Annotated in this window: 13 protein-coding genes, 1 tRNA gene, 1 other RNA gene and 1 pseudogene; 9 read left to right on the plus strand and 7 right to left on the minus strand. The window is 72.3% G+C overall.

Annotated features, from left to right (window positions below):
* Positions 1-13 precede the first annotated feature (13 nt).
* An RNA gene (gene ffs, locus Q9S71_RS01150) (signal recognition particle sRNA small type) lies at positions 14-110 on the minus strand.
* 91 nt (positions 111-201) lie between these two features.
* Between ffs and Q9S71_RS01155 the strand changes: the two genes are divergently transcribed.
* From Q9S71_RS01155 to Q9S71_RS01165, 3 genes are all read left to right on the plus strand, one after another.
* Positions 202-1,233 (plus strand): AAA family ATPase, encoded by a 1,032-nt coding sequence (locus Q9S71_RS01155; protein ID WP_311860080.1) that lies wholly within the window; start codon positions 202-204, stop codon positions 1,231-1,233.
* 76 nt (positions 1,234-1,309) lie between these two features.
* Positions 1,310-2,494, plus strand: a complete 1,185-nt coding sequence (locus Q9S71_RS01160) for a DUF58 domain-containing protein (protein WP_311860081.1) — start codon at positions 1,310-1,312, stop codon at positions 2,492-2,494.
* Positions 2,484-4,724 carry a transglutaminase TgpA family protein gene (locus tag Q9S71_RS01165; RefSeq protein ID WP_311860082.1) on the plus strand — a complete coding sequence of 747 codons (2,241 nt, stop codon included), beginning with the start codon at positions 2,484-2,486 and terminating at the stop codon, positions 4,722-4,724. The genes Q9S71_RS01160 and Q9S71_RS01165 overlap by 11 nt, the downstream gene beginning before the upstream one ends.
* Positions 4,725-4,779: 55 nt before the next feature.
* Here the strand turns inward: Q9S71_RS01165 and Q9S71_RS01170 are convergent.
* The 3 genes from Q9S71_RS01170 to Q9S71_RS01180 form a co-directional block, all read right to left on the minus strand.
* Positions 4,780-4,871, minus strand: a tRNA-Ser gene (locus Q9S71_RS01170).
* A 60-nt stretch (positions 4,872-4,931) separates the two neighbouring features.
* Complete coding sequence (locus Q9S71_RS01175) at positions 4,932-5,708, minus strand: isocitrate lyase/PEP mutase family protein (RefSeq protein WP_311860083.1); 777 nt, start codon at positions 5,706-5,708, stop codon at positions 4,932-4,934.
* Positions 5,709-5,781: 73 nt separating this feature from the next.
* A complete protein-coding gene (locus tag Q9S71_RS01180; RefSeq protein ID WP_064003028.1) occupies positions 5,782-6,228 on the minus strand; it encodes an SRPBCC family protein in 447 nt (148 codons plus the stop codon).
* Between the two features lie 148 nt (positions 6,229-6,376).
* On the opposite strand from Q9S71_RS01180, the gene Q9S71_RS01185 reads away from it, so the two are divergent.
* On the plus strand, positions 6,377-7,177 hold the full coding sequence (locus Q9S71_RS01185) for a hypothetical protein (RefSeq protein ID WP_311860084.1): 801 nt from the start codon (positions 6,377-6,379) through the stop codon (positions 7,175-7,177).
* A gap of 19 nt (positions 7,178-7,196) precedes the next feature.
* Here the strand turns inward: Q9S71_RS01185 and Q9S71_RS01190 are convergent.
* Positions 7,197-7,715 (minus strand): annotated as a pseudogene (locus Q9S71_RS01190) (N-acetyltransferase family protein).
* A gap of 92 nt (positions 7,716-7,807) precedes the next feature.
* Between Q9S71_RS01190 and Q9S71_RS01195 the strand changes: the two are divergent.
* The 5 genes from Q9S71_RS01195 to Q9S71_RS01215 all read left to right on the plus strand — a co-directional run bounded on the left by Q9S71_RS01195 (position 7,808) and on the right by Q9S71_RS01215 (position 15,387).
* The gene (locus Q9S71_RS01195) at positions 7,808-9,040 is read left to right on the plus strand and encodes an ROK family transcriptional regulator (RefSeq protein WP_311860085.1); all 1,233 of its coding nucleotides are present in this window, start codon (positions 7,808-7,810) and stop codon (positions 9,038-9,040) included.
* 109 nt (positions 9,041-9,149) lie between these two features.
* On the plus strand, positions 9,150-10,511 hold the full coding sequence (locus Q9S71_RS01200; RefSeq protein WP_311860086.1) for an extracellular solute-binding protein: 1,362 nt from the start codon (positions 9,150-9,152) through the stop codon (positions 10,509-10,511).
* A 4-nt stretch (positions 10,512-10,515) separates the two neighbouring features.
* A complete protein-coding gene (locus Q9S71_RS01205; protein ID WP_311860087.1) occupies positions 10,516-11,460 on the plus strand; it encodes a carbohydrate ABC transporter permease in 945 nt (314 codons plus the stop codon).
* Positions 11,457-12,347, plus strand: coding sequence for a carbohydrate ABC transporter permease (locus Q9S71_RS01210; RefSeq protein ID WP_311860088.1), 891 nt, complete (start codon positions 11,457-11,459; stop codon positions 12,345-12,347). The genes Q9S71_RS01205 and Q9S71_RS01210 overlap by 4 nt, the downstream gene beginning before the upstream one ends.
* A 43-nt stretch (positions 12,348-12,390) precedes the next feature.
* A complete protein-coding gene (locus tag Q9S71_RS01215; protein WP_311860089.1) occupies positions 12,391-15,387 on the plus strand; it encodes an alpha-mannosidase in 2,997 nt (998 codons plus the stop codon).
* A 12-nt stretch (positions 15,388-15,399) separates the two neighbouring features.
* On the opposite strand, the gene Q9S71_RS01220 is transcribed toward Q9S71_RS01215, so the two are convergent.
* Together Q9S71_RS01220 and Q9S71_RS01225 are read right to left on the minus strand one after the other, a co-directional pair.
* Positions 15,400-16,479 (minus strand): DNA glycosylase AlkZ-like family protein, encoded by a 1,080-nt coding sequence (locus Q9S71_RS01220; protein ID WP_311860090.1) that lies wholly within the window; start codon positions 16,477-16,479, stop codon positions 15,400-15,402.
* Between the two features lie 32 nt (positions 16,480-16,511).
* Positions 16,512-17,243, minus strand: coding sequence for a sulfurtransferase (locus tag Q9S71_RS01225; protein ID WP_311860091.1), 732 nt, complete (start codon positions 17,241-17,243; stop codon positions 16,512-16,514).
* Positions 17,244-17,261 lie beyond the last annotated feature (18 nt).

The following is a 17,261-nucleotide window of genomic DNA, read 5'->3' on the forward strand; positions in this document are numbered from 1 at the left end:
AGGCGCCGGGCAAAAGAAAGACTCTCCGCGAACCCGGCAGAGCCTGGTTACCCTTGCTACGTTTCCGTCCTGGGGGAGTTGGCCTGGATGCCGTCTCGCGGAGAGCTGCTGCAAGTCTACCCGACGTCGGGCGCCCGCCCGTGACGGGCGGGTTAGCATCGGGTCGGGCGCGCTGATGCGCCGACCGCGTGAGGGGGACGGATGACCGACGACCAGACGACGATGACGGCGCCGGGGGGCGCTTCGACGTCACGGGCAGCGACCGGAGTGGATGCCGCGGTGTTCGCCGAGACCACCGATGCCCTCATCTCCTCGGTGTCGCAGGTCATCGACGGCAAGCCGGACGCCGTCCGCGCCGCGCTCGTGTGCCTGCTCGCGGAGGGGCACCTCCTCATCGAGGACGTGCCCGGGGTCGGTAAGACGATGCTGGCCCGCGCGCTGGGCGCCTCGATCCGGGCGACGGTACGCCGCATCCAGTTCACTCCCGATCTGCTGCCGAGCGACGTCACCGGTGTGAGCGTCTACGACCAGTCCGAGGGGCGGTTCGAGTTCAAGCCGGGGGCGATCTTCGCCCACGTCGTCATCGCCGACGAGATCAACCGCTCGTCGCCCAAGACCCAGTCGGCCCTCCTCGAGGCCATGGAGGAGCGCCAGGTCACGGTCGACGGCACGAGCCGCGGCCTCCCTGATCCGTTCCTCGTCGTCGCGACTCAGAACCCGATGGAGATGGAGGGCACCTACGCCCTGCCCGAAGCGCAGCGCGACCGTTTCATGATGCGCATCTCGATGGGATATCCGGATGCCGCGAACGAGGCGCTCATGCTCCGCCAGCGCGACACCGCCAACCCGCTCGACGCGATCCGTCCCGTCATCTCGGCCGAACGCGTCGCCGCCCTCATCGCGTGGGCGCGCTCGGTGCACGTCTCCCCCGCCGTCGAGGAGTACGCCGTCGCGCTCTCGCGGGCGACGCGCGAGCACAGCGACCTGCGGCTGGGGGCGAGCCCGCGCGCGACGCTGCAGCTCGTCCGCGCCGCGAAGGTGTGGGCGGCGCTCGAGGGCCGTGAGTACGTGATCCCCGACGACCTCGTGACGCTGCTCGAACCCGTCTTCGCCCACCGCCTCATCGCCGCCCGCGGCGGCGCGATGGCGCGCGGCCGGGGCGGCGCCGACCTCGTGACGTCGGTGCTCGACTCGGTGGTGCGCTCGGTGCGCGTCCCCGTCGCCGCGCGCTGAGCGGTCCGACGACATGACGCGATGGCCCCTGACCCCCCGGGGAACAGGAGCGGTCCTGGTCGGACTCGCTTCGTTCGTGTGCGCCCAGATCTTCTCCGTGCCGGCGCTCGTCTTCTTCGGCGTGCTGCTGCTGGCGGCGGTGGGCGTCTCGTTCGCGTCGCTGTGGCTGGGACACCGCGACGACGGCGTGCGCCGCTCGTTCGCGCCCGCCGTGGCGAGCGTCGGGGGCGACGTCGACGTCCGCGCCCACGTCGAGGCGCGCACCGTCCTCCCGACGGCGGTGGGCACGTGGCGGGACCGACTGCCCCGCGGCGTCGACGGCGAACCGAGCGGCGTCTACCCCGCGCTGCGGTCGGGTCTCGTCTCGGGCGGGCACAGCGTCGACATCTCGTACCGGGTGCAGGCCCGGCGCCGGGGCGTGCGCCCCATCGGCCCCCTCGTCGTCGAGACGACCGATGCGTTCGGACTGAGCCGGCGGCGTCAGCAGCTCGGCGGCACCGTCCCTCTGACCATCGCGCCCGCCGTCGTTCCGCTCGAGGCCTTCGAGGAACTCCCGGGAGCCGCCGGGGGCACGATGCAGTCCGTCACCGACAAGCTCGGGCAGGGCGCCGACAACCTCATCCCGCGCGTGTACGCGCCCGGCGACTCGATGCGCCGCATCCACTGGCGCGCCAGCGCGCACCGCGGTGAGCTGATGGTGCGTCAGGAGGAGCGCGAGTCGAACCCGGAGGCCGTGATCGTCTTCGACCGGAGTGTGACGCGGTGGAGCGGCGATGCCCTGCGCTCCCCCGGCGAGGACGCGGGCTTCGAGGCGGCCGTCTCGATCGTGGTCTCGGCCGCGCACCGCTTCGTGCAGGAGGGGTACAGCGTGACGATCGTCGACGTGGACGGCTCGGAGATCGCCGAGCCGCTCGAGGGCGGCGACACGACGGCGCTTGAGGCGCTCACGACGGGTTTCGCCACGCTCACCGCGCGACGGGACGGGAACCTCCGCACCCTCTCGACGCTGTTCGCCGGGACGACCCTCGGTCCCGTGGTCGTCGCGACCGGCGAGATCGACGCGGAGGATGCCGCGGCCCTCCTTCCGATCGTCACCCACAGCAGCCTCCCGGTGCTGTTCGCGCTCGGCGGGTCCGCCGAGGCGATGCGCATCGCCCGCGACGGCGGCTGGCGCGTCCACCGGCTCGAACCCGAGGACGAGATCGACACCCTCTGGTCGGGCATGGCGGGGTTCCCCGAAGGCCGCGGTCATGTCGACTGACCGGATCGAGGCGGAACGGCCCCGCCACGACGGTCCGTCGACGATCGCGCTGCTCCTGGCGATCGTCGCGGCGCTCATCCCGCTGTTCTCGGTGATCGCCGGCGGTGCATGGGCGGCGCTCGCCTTCGTGCTCTCGGCCCTCCTCCTCGGCGCCGGCTACCTCCTGCGGCGCCTCCGGCTCGTGGCCGGCGTCGTCACCCTCGCCCTCCTGGCGCTGTGGACGGCGATCATGACGGCGGTGTTCTTCTCCGACGTCGCGTGGCTGCTCGTGATCCCGTCCGGTGAGGCGTTCGCGCGGGTGCCGCGGCTGCTCGAGATCGCGAGCTCCGACATCGCCGTCGGCGTCGCGCCCCTCGAGGCCTCGGCGTCGCTGACGTTCCTCATCGTCGGCGCCGTCGGAGTGCTGACCATCGCGCTCGACCACGTCGTCCTGACGGCGCGGATGCCGCTCCTCGGCGGTATCGCACTGATCGCCGTCTGGCTCATCCCGACGATCGCCGTCCCCCGCGCGGTCGACCTGTGGGCGTTCGCGCTCCTCGCCCTCGCGCTCCTGTGGCTCATGCGCACCGAGACGCGCGCGCGGCACCGCGCGCTGCAGCCCGCCGCACCCCGGGGCGGTGTCGGCGGCGTGGCCGCCGTGATCGCGGCATCCGCTGTCGTCATCGCCGTCATCGTCGCGCCCGTCCTGCCGACGGCCGTCGCCCCCGCGGGCGGGTTCGGCGGCGGCACGAGGATCGACGCGAGCCTCAACCTCGGCGACGATCTGCGGCGCCCGGCCGAGGTCCCCGTCGTGCGCCAGTGGAGTGCGAGCGGCGGACCCTCGTACCTGCGGGTCGCCACCCTCACCGAGCTCGAGGGCGGGTCGTGGCGTCCCGACCGCGCCCGCACCGTGCCCGTCGAGGAGTGGGAGCCCGACGACTCCGCCGCGGAGGGCATCGAGATCGTGGAATCGTCGCGGACCGTCGAGGTGCTCGACCTGTCCTCGGCGCAGCTTCCCGTCCCGGCCGATGCGGTGTCGTTCGAGGGCCTGAGCGGCACCTGGCGCATCGCGGCGGAGAACGGCACGGTCGTGTCCCCCTCCTCGGCGGCGCGCGGTCAGCGTTTCGACGTCGTGACCCGCAGCCCCGCGCCCACGATCGAGCAGGCCCGCGCCGCCCAGGCGCGCGGCGGCCCCGACGACGCGCGGGGACTCCCGGCCGAGACGCCCGACGACATCGGCGCCCTCGCCGCCGAGGTGACCGCCGACGCCGGCACCGACTACGACCGGCTGCTGGCGCTGCAGTCCTGGTTCCGCGGACCGGAGTTCGACTACTCGCTCGAGGCGCCTGTCGAGGACGGGTTCGACGGACCGGGTGTCGAGGCCGTCTCGCGGTTCCTGCAGGTGCGATCGGGCTACTGCGTGCACTTCGCCTCGGCGTTCGCCCTCATGGCCCGGTCGCTCGACATGCCCTCGCGGGTCGTCGTGGGGTTCCTCCCGGGCCTCGCCACGGGCGACGTCGTCGACGACGAACGGGTCTACCAGGCGACGACGGCGCAGCTGCACGCCTGGCCGGAGGTCTTCTTCGAGGGCATCGGCTGGGTCGGGTTCGAGCCGACGAAGAGCCTCGGCACCGCGCAGCGGTTCGCCTCCGACGACGACGGCTCGAACGAGCCCGAACCCGAACCGACGGCGAGCTCGACGCCGCAGCCGACCTCGAGTGCCTCGGCGGCACCGCGGCCCGAGGACGACCCCACCGCCGGCACCACGCCCACCTCGACCGCCTCGGTCACGCAAGCACTCCCCGTCGTCGGCATCGTCGCGGCGATCCTCGTCGTGCTGGCCCTGCCGGCCCTCGTGAGCGCCACGGTCACCCGTCGCCGCGCCGCGCAGGCCCGGGGCGGCAGCGCGGTGGCGGCCTGGCGTCTCGTGCAGGACGCCGCGATCGATCTCGGCATCCCGGTGCCCGACTCCGAGTCGCCCCGCGCGTTCGGCTCCCGCCTGCGTCGTCACCACGGCGCCCCCGCCGACGCCGTCGAGCGACTCGTCGACGCGGTCGAACGCGCCAGCTACGCCCCGCCGGGATCGTTCGGCGACGAGGGCGCGGCGATGGCGACGGATGCCGCCGCCGTCCGCGCCGGGCTGTACTCGGCCGTCGCGGCGCGGCGGCGTCGGATCGCGCGCCTCCTGCCGCGATCGCTGGTCATCCGCCCGGGGTCGACGTTCGCCGAGGAGACACCGGTGCGCCGCTGAGCCGCCCCGGCGGGAACGCCGAAGCCCCGCACCACTCGGGTGCGGGGCTTCGTTGTGGCGGAAGCGACAGGATTTGAACCTGCGAGACGAGTTACCCCGCCTACATGGATTCCAGCCATGCTCCTTCGGCCGCTCGGACACGCTTCCAACGGGAGAGCCTACCACGCGGGGGTCGTCCGGCCCGCGCGCGGGGCGCGGCATCCGTCGTCAGTTCAGGGCGCGGGTGCTCTCGGGGATCACCCCGTCGCGGTAGAGATCGGCCGCGACGTCCTGGAACGCGGTCAGCGCGACGCGCTGGGTCAGGGGGCCGTAGGAGATGCGGGCGACGCCGAGCTTCTCGTACGCGCCGGCGGTGAGGGCGCCGGGCAGCCCGATGACGCTGATCCGGCCGATGCCCTCCACGAGGCGGGAGGTGGTCTCGGCGTCGAGGACCCCCGGCACGAAGACGACGTCGGCGCCGGCGTCGAGGTAGGCGCGTCCGCGCGCGATCGCGTCGGCGATCGACTCCTCGACGGGGCGGCCGCCGCCGCGGACGAACGCGTCGGTGCGGGCGTTCAGGGCGAAGGGCACACCCTCCGCCTCGGCGGCGGCGACGACGGTCGCGACGCGCGCGACCGACTCGTCGAACGGGCGCAGCCGGTCCTCCATGTTGGCGCCCACGATGCCCGCCCCGATGGCACGGCGGGTGGTGTCGCCGGTGTCGTCGTAGCCGTCGTCGAGGTCGGCGGTGACGGGGATGTCGCCGGCGACGGCGACGATGCGCCCCACCATGTCGAGGGTGGTCTCCAGCGGGATCGTGCCGTCGTCGTAGCCGAAGGATGCCGCGATCGAGTGCCCGGCCGTCGCGATCGCGCGGGTGTCCGGGAGGGCGAGGACGGCCTTGGCCGAGACGACGTCCCACACGTTGACGACACGAAGGATCTCGGGGGCGGCGTGGAGTTCGCGAAGGCGGCGAGCGCGGCCTTCGACGGAGAGGGTGGTCATGCCTCCACCGTGCCACGGCGGCCCGGTGGAATGCACCACCGGGCCGCCGCGAGCGGAAGGACGGGCCGTCCGCTCACCCCACGTCGCCTCGCCAGGCACCGGTCTCAGCGCCGCGGGACTCGATGAACTCTTTGAACTTCTGCAGATCCTTCTTGACCGCGTGGTCGTCGATGCCGATGGCGGCGCCGACGGTCTCGACGAAGCCCTCGGGCTTCCAGTCGAGCTGCACCGTGACGCGCGTCTCGGTGTCGCTCAGCCGGTGGAAGGTGACGACCCCGGCGTGATCCTCGTCGACGCTCTTCCACGCGACACGCTCGTCGGGATGCTGCTCGGTGATGTGCGCGGTGAACTCGCGCTCCACGCCGCCGATCTTCACCTTCCAGCGGTTCGTCGTGTCGTCGATCTGCGTGATCGACTCGACGTAGCTCAGGAAGTGCGGGAAGGACTCGAACTGGGTCCACTGGTTGTACGCGGTGGACACCGGCACACTGACATCGACGGTCTCGATGATGCTGGCCACGGTTTTCCTCTCGTCGTGATCGTGCCGCCCATCGTGCTCCCGATGCGTTCGTCCTCTCCAGGGGCTTGCACGAGCGACGGAGGAACGGATAGAAGCGGCGATAGGCTCGTCCGCGACTGCCGACCCGTCCCCCGCAAGGAGCCGCATCGTGCGCACCCCCGCCCTGCCCCTGCTCGCCGCGACCGCCGTGCTCGCCCTCGCGGGGTGCTCGGCCGACGAGACCCCCGCCCCGAGCACGTCCCCGACCGCGTCGGCATCCGCATCTGCGGCACCGCCCGCCTCCGCGTCCCCCACCCCCGACGCGACGGCCGGCGCGCCCGTCGTCGAGACGCCCGTCGAGTGCGAGACGCTCGACCTCGCCTCCGGGACGGTCGCCGGGTCGGACCTCGGCCCGTGCCTGCAGGCGGTCCTCGTGCGCTACGACACCGGCACGCTCACCATCTCCGGCGACGAGCTCGCCGGAGAGATCTCGTACCACTACGACCCGATGTTCGAGTTCCGTGGCGACCTCGAGACCGGCGGCGGGCCGGTGGCCATCAGCTTCCTCGACGGCGACATGCTCATCGACGAGGGCGACGGGCCCGTCGTCGCCGATCCGGACTCCGCCGATCCCACCGAACAGGCAGCCGGAGCCGCGGCGGAGGCGTACCGCGTCTTCTCGGACCCGGGTTTCATCGGCGACCTCATCGGCGGCGGCGACACCTGGTCGGTCTCGCCTGCGCCCGAGCCGGTCGAGACGCCCGACGGGTCCGTCGAGGCCTACCGCCTGGAGAGCACGGCGGCGTACGACTGGTACGGCATCCCGATCGACGCCTACACGCTGTGGCTGACGGAGGACTTCCGTCCCGTCGCGGCGGAGTCGACCACCGGATTCCTCGGGCGGACGGCGACGCTGACGCAGCAGCTGTCGGGCCTCGGCGAGCCGGTCACGATCTCGCCGCTGAGCTGAGTCGGCGAACGCGTCGCGGTCAGCGCCGCGCCAGGGCGGCGAGCGCGTCGCCCGTCATCCGCTGCGTCGTCCACTCGTCCATGGCCTCGGCGCCGATGGACCGTTAGAAGCCGACGGCGGGCGCGTTCCAGTCGAGCACCGTCCACTCCAGTCGCGGATAGCCACGCTCCAGTGCGACGGCGGCCAGGGAGGACAGCAGCGCCGTACCGTACCCGCGGCCCCGGTCCGCTTCATCGACGAAGAGGTCCTCGAGCCAGATGCCGTGGCGTCCGGTCCAGGTCGAGTAGGTGAGGAACCACACGGCGATCGCGCGGATCCCCCCGTCCCGCTCGACGACGTGGGCGAAGGCCTTCGGATCGTCGCCGAACAGGTTGGCGGTGAGATCGTCCGTCGTCGTGCGGACGGCATCCGGCTCGCGCTCGTACACGGCGAGCGCGTGGATCGCGGCGAGGATGCCGGCCTCGTCGCCGGGCGCCGCAGCGCGCAGGACGGCGCCGTCGTCGAGCGTGCGGGCAGGGAGCGCGGTGGGAGATGCCATGCCTCGAATGTAGCGGCGGCGTCGGATCGCCGCCGTGGACGCGGCGCGCTACGCTCAAGCCACCGCACCCCCGGAGCAAAGCAGGTTCATCCATGGCCAGACGCGGCGCCAATCAACCCAGCGTCGGTGGTTACAACGAGGCTGTCGTCCTGGACCAGATCCGCCGGGCCCACGGACACAGCCGCGTCGAGCTCGCCGACGCCACCGGGCTGTCCGCACAGACCGTGTCCAACATCGTCCAGCGCCTGCTGGATGCGGGGATCGTCGAGGAGGCCGGCCGCACGAGCTCGGGGCGCGGCAAGCCGCGTACGACCCTGCGACTGGTCGGAAGCAGCCGCTACGCCGTCGGCGTCCACCTGGATCCCGGACTCATCACGGTCGTCGTCCTGTCGATCGACGGCGAGGTCGTCGCCCGCCACGCCCGCGCCACGCCGCGCGCACAGGACCCGGCCGACACGGTGGCCGTCCTCATCGAGGACATCCAAGCCGTGCTGTCCGAGTCGGGGATCGACCGCAGCCGGATCGTCGGCCTCGGGATCGCCGCGCCCGGACCGATCGACGCCGACCGCGGCATCGTCGTCGACCCGCCCAACCTGCTCGGCTGGGACCGCGTCCCCCTCCGCGACGCGATCGCCGAGGCCACCGGGCTGGCAGTCGTGCTCGACAAGGACGTGACGGCGGCGGCCGTCGCCGAGAAGTGGGTCGCCGCTCCCGGTGGGGCCCCGAACTTCGCGTTCCTGTACCTCGGCACCGGACTCGGCGTGGGACTCGTCGTCGGCGACGAGGTCGTCCGCGGCGGGTCGGGCAACGCCGGCGAGATCGGGCACATCGTCGTCGACCCCGAGGGTCCGTCGTGCGCGTGCGGACTGCGCGGATGCATCGCGGTCACGTGCGCGCCGCTCCCCCTCGTCGAGGAGGCCGAGCGCCGCGGCGTGCTCGAGGCGGACCGCGAAAGCGACGACCCGACGCGGGTGGATGCCGCGCTCACCCGGCTCGTCCACATGGCCGAGGACGGCGATGAGCGCGCCCGCGACCTGCTGCAGCGGTGCACGGTGCACGTCGCCCGCGCCCTCGCCGTCGTCTCCAACCTGCTCGACGTCGACCGCATCGTCATGGGCGGTCCGCTCTGGGACCGCGTCGGACCGACCTTCACCGAGGCGATCCCCCCGCTCCTCGACGAGATGCGCGTCGCACGCGGGGTCCATCCCCTCTCGATCGCGGGCACCGCACTCGGGTCGGATGTCGGGGCGATCGGCGCCGCGTGCCTCATCCTCGACGAGGCCCTGACGCCCCGGCCGACCTCGCTTCTGGTGCCGTCTGCGTGAGCCCGGCGCCCGACGCCGCGAGGCGTCTTGACTCCGCTATGTCCATCGGTTTGACTTACCGTGTCCCGTCGTTGCGCGTGGACGCCACGATCCGGAGCAAGGGGGCACCGTGAGAGCTCGCACCGTCGTCACATCCATCGCCGCAGCGACCGCTGCCGTCCTCCTCCTCGGCGGGTGCTCCGCTGAGGAAGGCGAAAGCAACGGTGACACCGTCACGGTCGTCTACGCGAAGACCGCCTCGTTCGAGGTGCTCGACACCCTGATGAAGACGGCGAAGGAGGAGTTCGAGGCATCCCACGAGGGGATCACCGTCGACCTGCAGCCGATCACCGCCACGGACGACGACTACAAGACCCGGTTGCAGCTCTCGCTCGCCTCGCCCGACACCGCCCCCGACGTCTTCTACGAGGACACCTTCACCGTCCGCAGCGACGCCGAGGCCGGCTACCTCCTGAAGCTCGACGACAAGCTCGCCGACTGGGCCGACTGGGAGATGTTCGACGAGGCCGGCCGGAACGCCGGCAAGGGTGAGGACGGCGGGACCTACGCCCTGCCGCTCGGCACCGACACGCGGGTCATCTGGTACAACAAGGACGTCCTCGAGAAGGCCGGGGTCGCCACGCCCTGGCAGCCCGAGAGCTGGGACGACATCCTCGCCACGGCCGCCGCGATCAAGGAGAGCCAGCCGGACGTCGTGCCGTTCAACATGTACGCGGGCACCGGGACCGGCGAGGGCACCGTGATGCAGAGCTTCTACGAGCTGCTCTACGGCACCGGCGAGGGCACCGGCCTGTACGACGACGACGCGGGCAAGTGGGTCGTCGGATCGCAGGGCTTCATCGACTCGCTGACGTTCCTGCAGACCCTCTACGACGAGGGCTACGCCGTGAGCGCCGACCAGGCCCTCGACCCGAACGTGTGGCAGGCCGTCTTCGGCGAGTGGTTCCCGAAGGGCACCCTCGGGGCGACCGTCGAGGGCTCGTACACCCCGTCGTTCTGGGCCGAGGGCGGTCAGTACCCGTGGCCCGAGTACACCGACACGATGGGGGTCGCCCTCTTCCCGACGCAGGACGGACAGGCGCCCGGCGGCGTCAGCATGTCGGGCGGGTGGACCCTCGCGGCATCGGCGCAGACGGACGTTCCCGACCTCGCCTTCGACTTCATGACGACGGTCCTCAACAAGGAGAACGCGCTCTGGTACGCGATCAACAACGCGCAGATCGCCGTCCGCACCGACGTCGCCGAGGACCCGACGTATCTCGAGGCCAACCCGTTCGTCGGCGCTGTGACGGATGCCGTCTCGGTGACGCACTTCCGACCCGCGAACAGCGACTACCCCAAGATCTCGGTCGCGGCGCAGCAGGCCACGGAGGCGGTCATCACGGGACAGCAGTCGCCCGCCGAAGCAGCCGCCGCCTACGACGACGCCGTCCGCGAGATCGTCGGCGACGACGGGGTCACCACCGGATGACCCCGTGAGCACGACGCTCGCGCCGCAGCAGGACCGCCGCGCGTCGCCCCGCCGCCGCGGCCACGGTCGGGTCGACATGCGCCTCTCCCCGTCGCGCGCGCTGCCGCTCGTCCCCGCCGTCGGCCTCCTCCTCGTCTTCCTGGCCGGCCCCATCGTGTGGGCGACGGTCGGGTCCTTCACCGACCGCGCCCTGACGGGAGTCGGGGCTGCGAAGCCGGAGTTCATCGGCCTCGACAACTACGCCCGGCTGTTCACCGATCCGGTGCTGCCGCTGTCGGTCCTGCTGACCGTCGTCTTCGTCATCGGCTCGGCCATCGTCGGGCAGAACATCCTCGGGCTGCTGCTCGCCGTCCTGTTCCGCGCCGGCAGCAGAGTCGTCGCGGGCACGGTGGGCGTCCTGGTGGTCACGGCCTGGGTCTTGCCCGAGATCGTGGCGGCCTTCGTGGGCTACGCGTTCCTCTCCGCGGACGGGACGCTCAACGGCGCGCTGTCGCTCGTCGGGATCGAGGGCCCCAACTGGCTCTACGCCCTGCCGCTGCTGGCGGTCATCCTCGCGAACACCTGGCGGGGCACCGCGTTCTCGATGATGATCTACCGCGCGGCGCTCGACGACGTGCCGCCCGAGGTCACCGAGTCGGCGATGATCGACGGCGCCGGCACGTGGCAGCGGCTGCGCTACATCACGCTGCCGATGATCTCGGGGACGATCTTCACGAACCTGCTGCTCACGACGCTGCAGACCCTGTCGGTGTTCACCCTCATCTGGGTCATGACCAAGGGCGGCCCGGGCGACCTCTCGCGCACCCTCCCCGTGCTCGCCTACAGCGAGGCCTTCTCGTTCGGCGACATCGGGTACGGCAACGCGATCGCGATCGTCATGCTCGCCCTGGGCGCCGTCTTCTCGATCGCCTACGTCGTGTCGCTGCGGCGCCGAGGGGGTGTCGCGTGACCAGCGCCACCGCGACCGTCACCACCGCGACCCGGCGCACCCCCCGTGCGCCCAGCGTCGCCTCGCCGCGCCGCGGCGCGACCCGGTTCTGGGCGAACCTCGTGCTCGTGATCATCGGGATCGTGTTCGCCGCGCCGCTCGCGTGGGTCGTTCTCGCCTCGATCGACTCGGCGGCGACCTACCGCGTGGCGTGGCCGACCGCCCCGACCCTCGACAACTTCGCCGACGTCCTCACCCCCGAGCTGACGCTCCGCCCGCTCGTGAACAGCCTGCTGCTCTCGACGGGTGCAGCCGCGGTGACGGTCGTGGCATCCGTCCTCGCCGCCTACCCGCTCTCGCGGTACCGGTCGCGATTCCACGCGCCGTTCCTCTACTCCGTGCTCTTCGCGAGCTGCCTGCCGATCACCGCGATCATGGTGCCCGTCTACAGCCTGTTCGTGCAGGTCCGGCTGATCAACCAGCCGTGGGCGGTGGCGCTGTTCCTCGCCGCGAGCGCCCTTCCGATGGCGCTGTGGATGACGAAGAACTTCATGGACTCGGTACCGGTGAGCCTCGAAGAGGCCGCCTGGGTCGACGGGGCGAGCGCGATGCGCGCGCTGTGGACGATCGTCGTGCCGCTCATGCGCCCCGCCCTGAGCGTCGTCTTCGTCTTCGTCTTCCTGCAGGCCTGGGGCAACTTCTTCGTGCCGTTCGTCCTCCTGCTGACGCCCGACTGGCAGCCCGCCGCGGTATCGATCTACGCCTTCTTCGGGCAGTACGGCACCGTCGCCTACGGACGCCTGGCCGCCTACTCCCTGCTCTACTCGCTCCCCGTCCTCGGGCTCTACCTCCTCGTCACCCGCGGCCTCGGGGGCTCGTTCGCCCTCTCGGGCGCCGTGAAGGGCTGACCCGTCCCGGCTCCCGCGCCGCACCGACCTCCAAGGAATCCGCATGCACCGCAACGACCACCTGGCCCTGCAGCGCATCGACCGGCTCGTGCGCGACCGGCTGCCCCCCGCCCTGCACCGCGAGACCGCCCCCGTGACGATCGAGGCGTGGGAGGTCCCCGACGAGCCCGTGCTCTTCGCCGAGGCGATCCGGCAGGAGTACGCGCCGTTCGCCGTCGGCACCGAGTGGGGCAAGCCGTGGGGGACGGTGTGGTTCCACGTCACCGGCCGCGTGCCCGACTCCTGGCGAGACGTGCCGGGCACCCGTCCCGAGATCGTCGTCGACCTCGGCTTCGACGGCTCCGGTCCGGGGTTCCAGGCCGAGGCGCTCGTGTTCCGCCCCGACGGCTCGATCGTGAAGGCGATCGAGCCGCGCAACACCGCCGTCCCCGTCGAGGGCGACGAGATCGACCTCTGGATCGAGGCGGCGGGCAATCCCAGCGTCGCCGGGACGTTCACCTTCGCCGCGACCCCGCTCGGCGACAAGCGGACCGCGGGCACGGAGCCCGTCTACCGGCTGCGGCGCCTGGAGCTCGGACTGCTCGACGAGACGGTGTGGGAGCTGCAGCAGGACATCTGGACCCTGCGCGGACTCGTCGAGCAGCTCGACCCCGACCGCACCCGTCACGCCCGCGTCCTGGCGGCGCTCGGCCGCGCGGTCGACGCGGTGGACCCCGACGACGTCGCCGGCACGGTCGCCGCGGGGCGCGCCGAACTGCGCGACGCGCTCGACGCCCCGGCATCCGCCACCTCGCATCAGCTGACCGCCGTGGGGCACGCCCACATCGACTCGGCTTGGCTGTGGCCGGTCCGCGAGACCGTGCGCAAGGTCGCGCGGACGTTCTCGAACGTGCTCGACCTCATGCGCACCGAGGACGACTTCGTCTTCGCGGCGTCGTCGGCGCAGCAGTACGCGTGGATGAAGCAGCACTACCCCGAGCTGTTCGAGCGGATGCGGCGGGCCGTCGCCGAGGGCCGGTTCGCGCCCGTGGGCGGCATGTGGGTCGAATCCGACACGAACATGCCGGGATCGGAGGCCCTCGCCCGCCAGTTCGTCGAGGGCAAGCGGTTCTTCCTCGAGGAGTTCGGCGTCGAGCCGCTCGAGGTCTGGCTGCCCGACTCGTTCGGGTACTCGGCCGCGCTCCCCCAGATCATCGCCGCGGCGGGCTCGCGCTGGTTCCTCACGCAGAAGATCTCGTGGAACGAGACCAACCGGATGCCGCACCACACGTTCCTGTGGGAGGGCATCGACGGCACCCGCGTGTTCACCCACTTCCCTCCCGTCGACACGTACAACTCCGACCTGTCGGCGGCAGAGCTCGCCCGCGCCGAGCGTCAGTTCGCCGAGAAGGCGCACGCGACGCACTCGCTCGTGCCGTTCGGCTGGGGCGACGGCGGCGGCGGACCCACCCGCGAGATGATCGCCGCCGCGCGCCGCACCGCCGACCTCGAGGGGTCCCCCAAGGTGCGCCTGGGCTCGCCGGCGCAGTTCTTCGCAGACGCCGAGGCGGAGTACGCGGCGCCGCCGGTGTGGTCCGGGGAGCTCTACCTCGAGTACCACCGGGGCACCTACAGCGCGCAGGCGCGCACGAAGCGAGGCAACCGCGAGAGCGAGCACCTGTTGCGGGCGGCCGAGCTCTGGGCGACGCTCGACACGGTCCGCACCGGCGCGACCTACCCCGCCGAGCGGCTGCGCGCCCTGTGGCAGACGGTCCTGCTGCACCAGTTCCACGACATCCTGCCCGGCACCTCGATCGCGTGGGTCCACCAGGAGGCCGAGGCGACGTACGCCCGCGTCGCGGACGAGCTGCGGGAGATCATCGACACCGCCCTGCGCTCGCTCGTAGGCGAGGGCGAGCGGGCGCTCGCGGCCAACGCCGCGCCGGTGGCGCTCGGCGGCGCACCGGCACTCGGCGTCGGGGCCGCGGCATCCGCTCCCGCCGTCCTGCCCGAATCGGACGGGGACGGCTGGCGGTTCCGGCATCCCCGGTTCGACTGGGCGATCGACGCGCGAGGACTCGTCGTGGGCGCCGTCGACCTCGCCACGGGCCGCGAGCTCATCGACCCCGCGCACCCCGGTGGCGCGCTGCACCTGTTCCGCGACACCCCGCGGGACTGGGACGCGTGGAACATCGACGTCGAGGACGGCGCGCTCGGGACCGTCCTCGAGGCGGCCGACGAAATCACGGTCGACGGGGCCGAGCTCGTGGTCCGGCGCCGGTTCGGGTCGTCGTCGGCCGAGCAGCGCTACCGCGTCGACCCCGCGTCCGGCGCGCTCGAGGTGGCGCTGCGGCTCGACTGGCGCGAGCGGCAGAAGATGCTGAAGATCGCCTTCCCGCTGCGGGTGCGGGCCGAGCGCGCGGAGTCCGAGATCCAGTTCGGCCACGTGTCGCGGCCCGTCCACATGAACACGACGTGGGATGCCGCCCGGTTCGAGACCGTCGCGCACCGCTGGATCCGCGTGGCCGAGGGCGAGTACGGCGTGGCGATCGCCAACGACGCGATGTACGGCCACGACGTGCAGCGCGCGCCCGGCTCGGACGGGGGCGCGCGGACGGTCGCACGGGTCACCCTCGTGCGGGCGCCCCTGTTCCCGGACCCCGAAGCCGACCAGGGCGCGCACACCTTCCGCCTGTCCGTGCTCCCGGGCGCCACCGTCGCGGCGGCCGTCGCGGAAGGGCTGCGACTGAACCTCCCGGCCGTCCCCCTGCAGGGGGCGCGCGAGGTCGACGCGCTCCTCGAGCTCGACGACCCGGGCGTCGTCGTCGAGGCCGTCAAGCTCGCCGACGACGGGTCGGGCGACGTCATCGTGCGGCTCTACGAGGCGCTCGGCTCGACCCGCACCGCACACCTCGTCCCGGGCTTCCGGGCGACCGGCGTCGTGCAGACGGACCTGCTCGAACGCCCGATCGCGGCGACGGCACTGCGGGATGCCGCCGGCGACGCGGTCCGCCTCGACCTGTCGCCGTTCCAGCTGGTCACGCTGCGCCTGGCGCGCTGAGCGTCGCCGGACTCAGTCGAGTCCGCGGACCGGGACCCCGAGCCACTCGCCGAGGTCCCGGACCTCGGCGTGCGCCATCTCGCGCTCGTCATCGTCCAGGGGGACGAGCTCGTGCACGGCGGAGACCACGAGGTTCTCCTTCTTCTTGTCGAGCGCCGCGTCGAGCAGACCCACGAAGCGGTCGCCGACGAGGATCGGATGCGCGAAGTAGCCGTAGACCCGCTGATGCTTCGGTTTGAACTGCTCCAGGACGTAGGTGAACTCGAACAGCTCGGTCAGGCGCGGGCGGTCGAACAGCATGCGGTCGTACGGGTTGAGGATCGCCGCCCGCCCGCCCGGATCATCGCCCCGGGCGGCGAGCGCCTCGGGGTCGACCCGCCAGCGCCACGCGCTGCCCTCGACCTCGGCCGGCTCACCCGCCGTGCCGACACCCGACCACGACGACTTCTCGCGCGCGATGCCGAGCGCCTGCAGCCGCCGTGCCGCCAGAACGTCCTCGGCGTCGGCCGGGTCCATCTCGGCATCCCGTGCACCGTAGACACGGTCGGGCAGGTCCCACACGCGCTGGCGGCCGATCCGCCCGCTGATGGCGACGTCGCCGAGGTACGACATGAGCTCGAGCATGCGCGGCACCTGATTCGCGCCATACCAGCCGCTCTCGTTCTTCACCTGGACGACGCTCGTGTCGGGGATCTCCGAGGCCGGCAGCGGTCCCTCCCGCTCGAGGCGTCGCAGGATCTCGGCGCGGAAGGCGGCGTTGGCCTCGAGGTACTGGCGTGTCGAACCGCCGAGGCGGCGCCCCGGCATGACGGCGCGGAGAGCCGGGAGAAGGGATGCCGGGCGGAAGTGCCCGTCGTACTCGAACAGCAGCCGGTCCCCCTCGACCGCCTTCGACAGCTGCCCCGGCTCGTAGGCCCAGCCGATGCGCGACCAGCAGATCGACTGCTCGCTGGGGGCGATGACGGCCGTCGGGTCGATCTTGATCGCGGCGATCTGCTCGGCGACCTCGACGACGTCGCCGGGCCGGTCTGCGTCGAGCAGCTGCGCGCGCACCGCGATGCGGCGGGCCTCGTCCCTCGTGAGCCGGTGCATGGGTCGAGGCTAGCGCCCGCCTCGGACGCTGCTCAGCCGGTGGGCTGCAGGCGCGCGTCGACGGTGCGCCGCTCGTCGAAGACGAAGCAGTCGCCGTCGAATCCGTCGCCGCCGACGTGCTCGAAATACCCGAGGATGCCGCCGTCGAGCTGACGCGCGTCGATGCCGTCCTCCCGCAGGACGAGGGCCGCCTTCTCGCAGCGGATGCCGCCGGTGCAGAAGCTCACGACGGTCTTGTCGACGAGCTCGTCGCGGTGCGCGGCCGCGGCATCCGGGAACTCGGTGAACTTCTCCAGGCGCCAGTCCAGCGCACCGGCGAACGTCCCGTGGTCGACCTCGAAGGCGTTGCGCGTGTCGAGCAGGACGACCTCACGGCCGTCGTCGTCGCGGCCGGTTTCGAGCCACCGTCGGAGCGTCACGGGGTCGACCGCCGGGGCGCGTCCGGCCGCCGGTCGGATCGCGGGACGGTCCATCCGGATGATCTCGCGCTTGTGCTTGACGAGCATCTTGCGGAACGGCTGCTCGGCCGACCAGCTCTCCTTCGTCGTGAGCGCGGCGAACCGTTCCTCGGCCCGCAGCTCGTCGACGAACCCGCGGACGTCCTCCGCCGGTCCCGCGAGGAAGAGGTTGATGCCCTCCTCGGCGACCAGGATCGTGCCGCGCAGCGAGCGCGCGTCGACCCGCTGCTGCAGCTCGGAGCGCAGCGACGCGGGATCGTCGATCGGCGTGAAGAGGTAGGCGGAGATGTTCAGGACGGATGCCACCGGTCCAGGCTAGGCGAC

The sequence above is a fragment of the Microbacterium gawkjiense genome (assembly GCF_031932225.1).
Classification (GTDB): domain Bacteria; phylum Actinomycetota; class Actinomycetes; order Actinomycetales; family Microbacteriaceae; genus Microbacterium; species Microbacterium gawkjiense.

Excerpts from the sequence above, each read along its gene's own strand:
- Q9S71_RS01155 (WP_311860080.1), top strand. The coding sequence starts at position 202 with ATGACCGACGACCAGACGACGATGACGGCGCCGGGGGGCGCTTCGACG.
- Q9S71_RS01165 (WP_311860082.1), top strand. The coding sequence starts at position 2,484 with ATGTCGACTGACCGGATCGAGGCGGAACGGCCCCGCCACGACGGTCCG.
- Q9S71_RS01175 (WP_311860083.1), bottom strand. The coding sequence starts at position 5,708 with ATGACCACCCTCTCCGTCGAAGGCCGCGCTCGCCGCCTTCGCGAACTC.
- Q9S71_RS01195 (WP_311860085.1), top strand. The coding sequence starts at position 7,808 with ATGGCCAGACGCGGCGCCAATCAACCCAGCGTCGGTGGTTACAACGAG.
- Q9S71_RS01215 (WP_311860089.1), top strand. The coding sequence starts at position 12,391 with ATGCACCGCAACGACCACCTGGCCCTGCAGCGCATCGACCGGCTCGTG.
- Q9S71_RS01220 (WP_311860090.1), bottom strand. The coding sequence starts at position 16,479 with ATGCACCGGCTCACGAGGGACGAGGCCCGCCGCATCGCGGTGCGCGCG.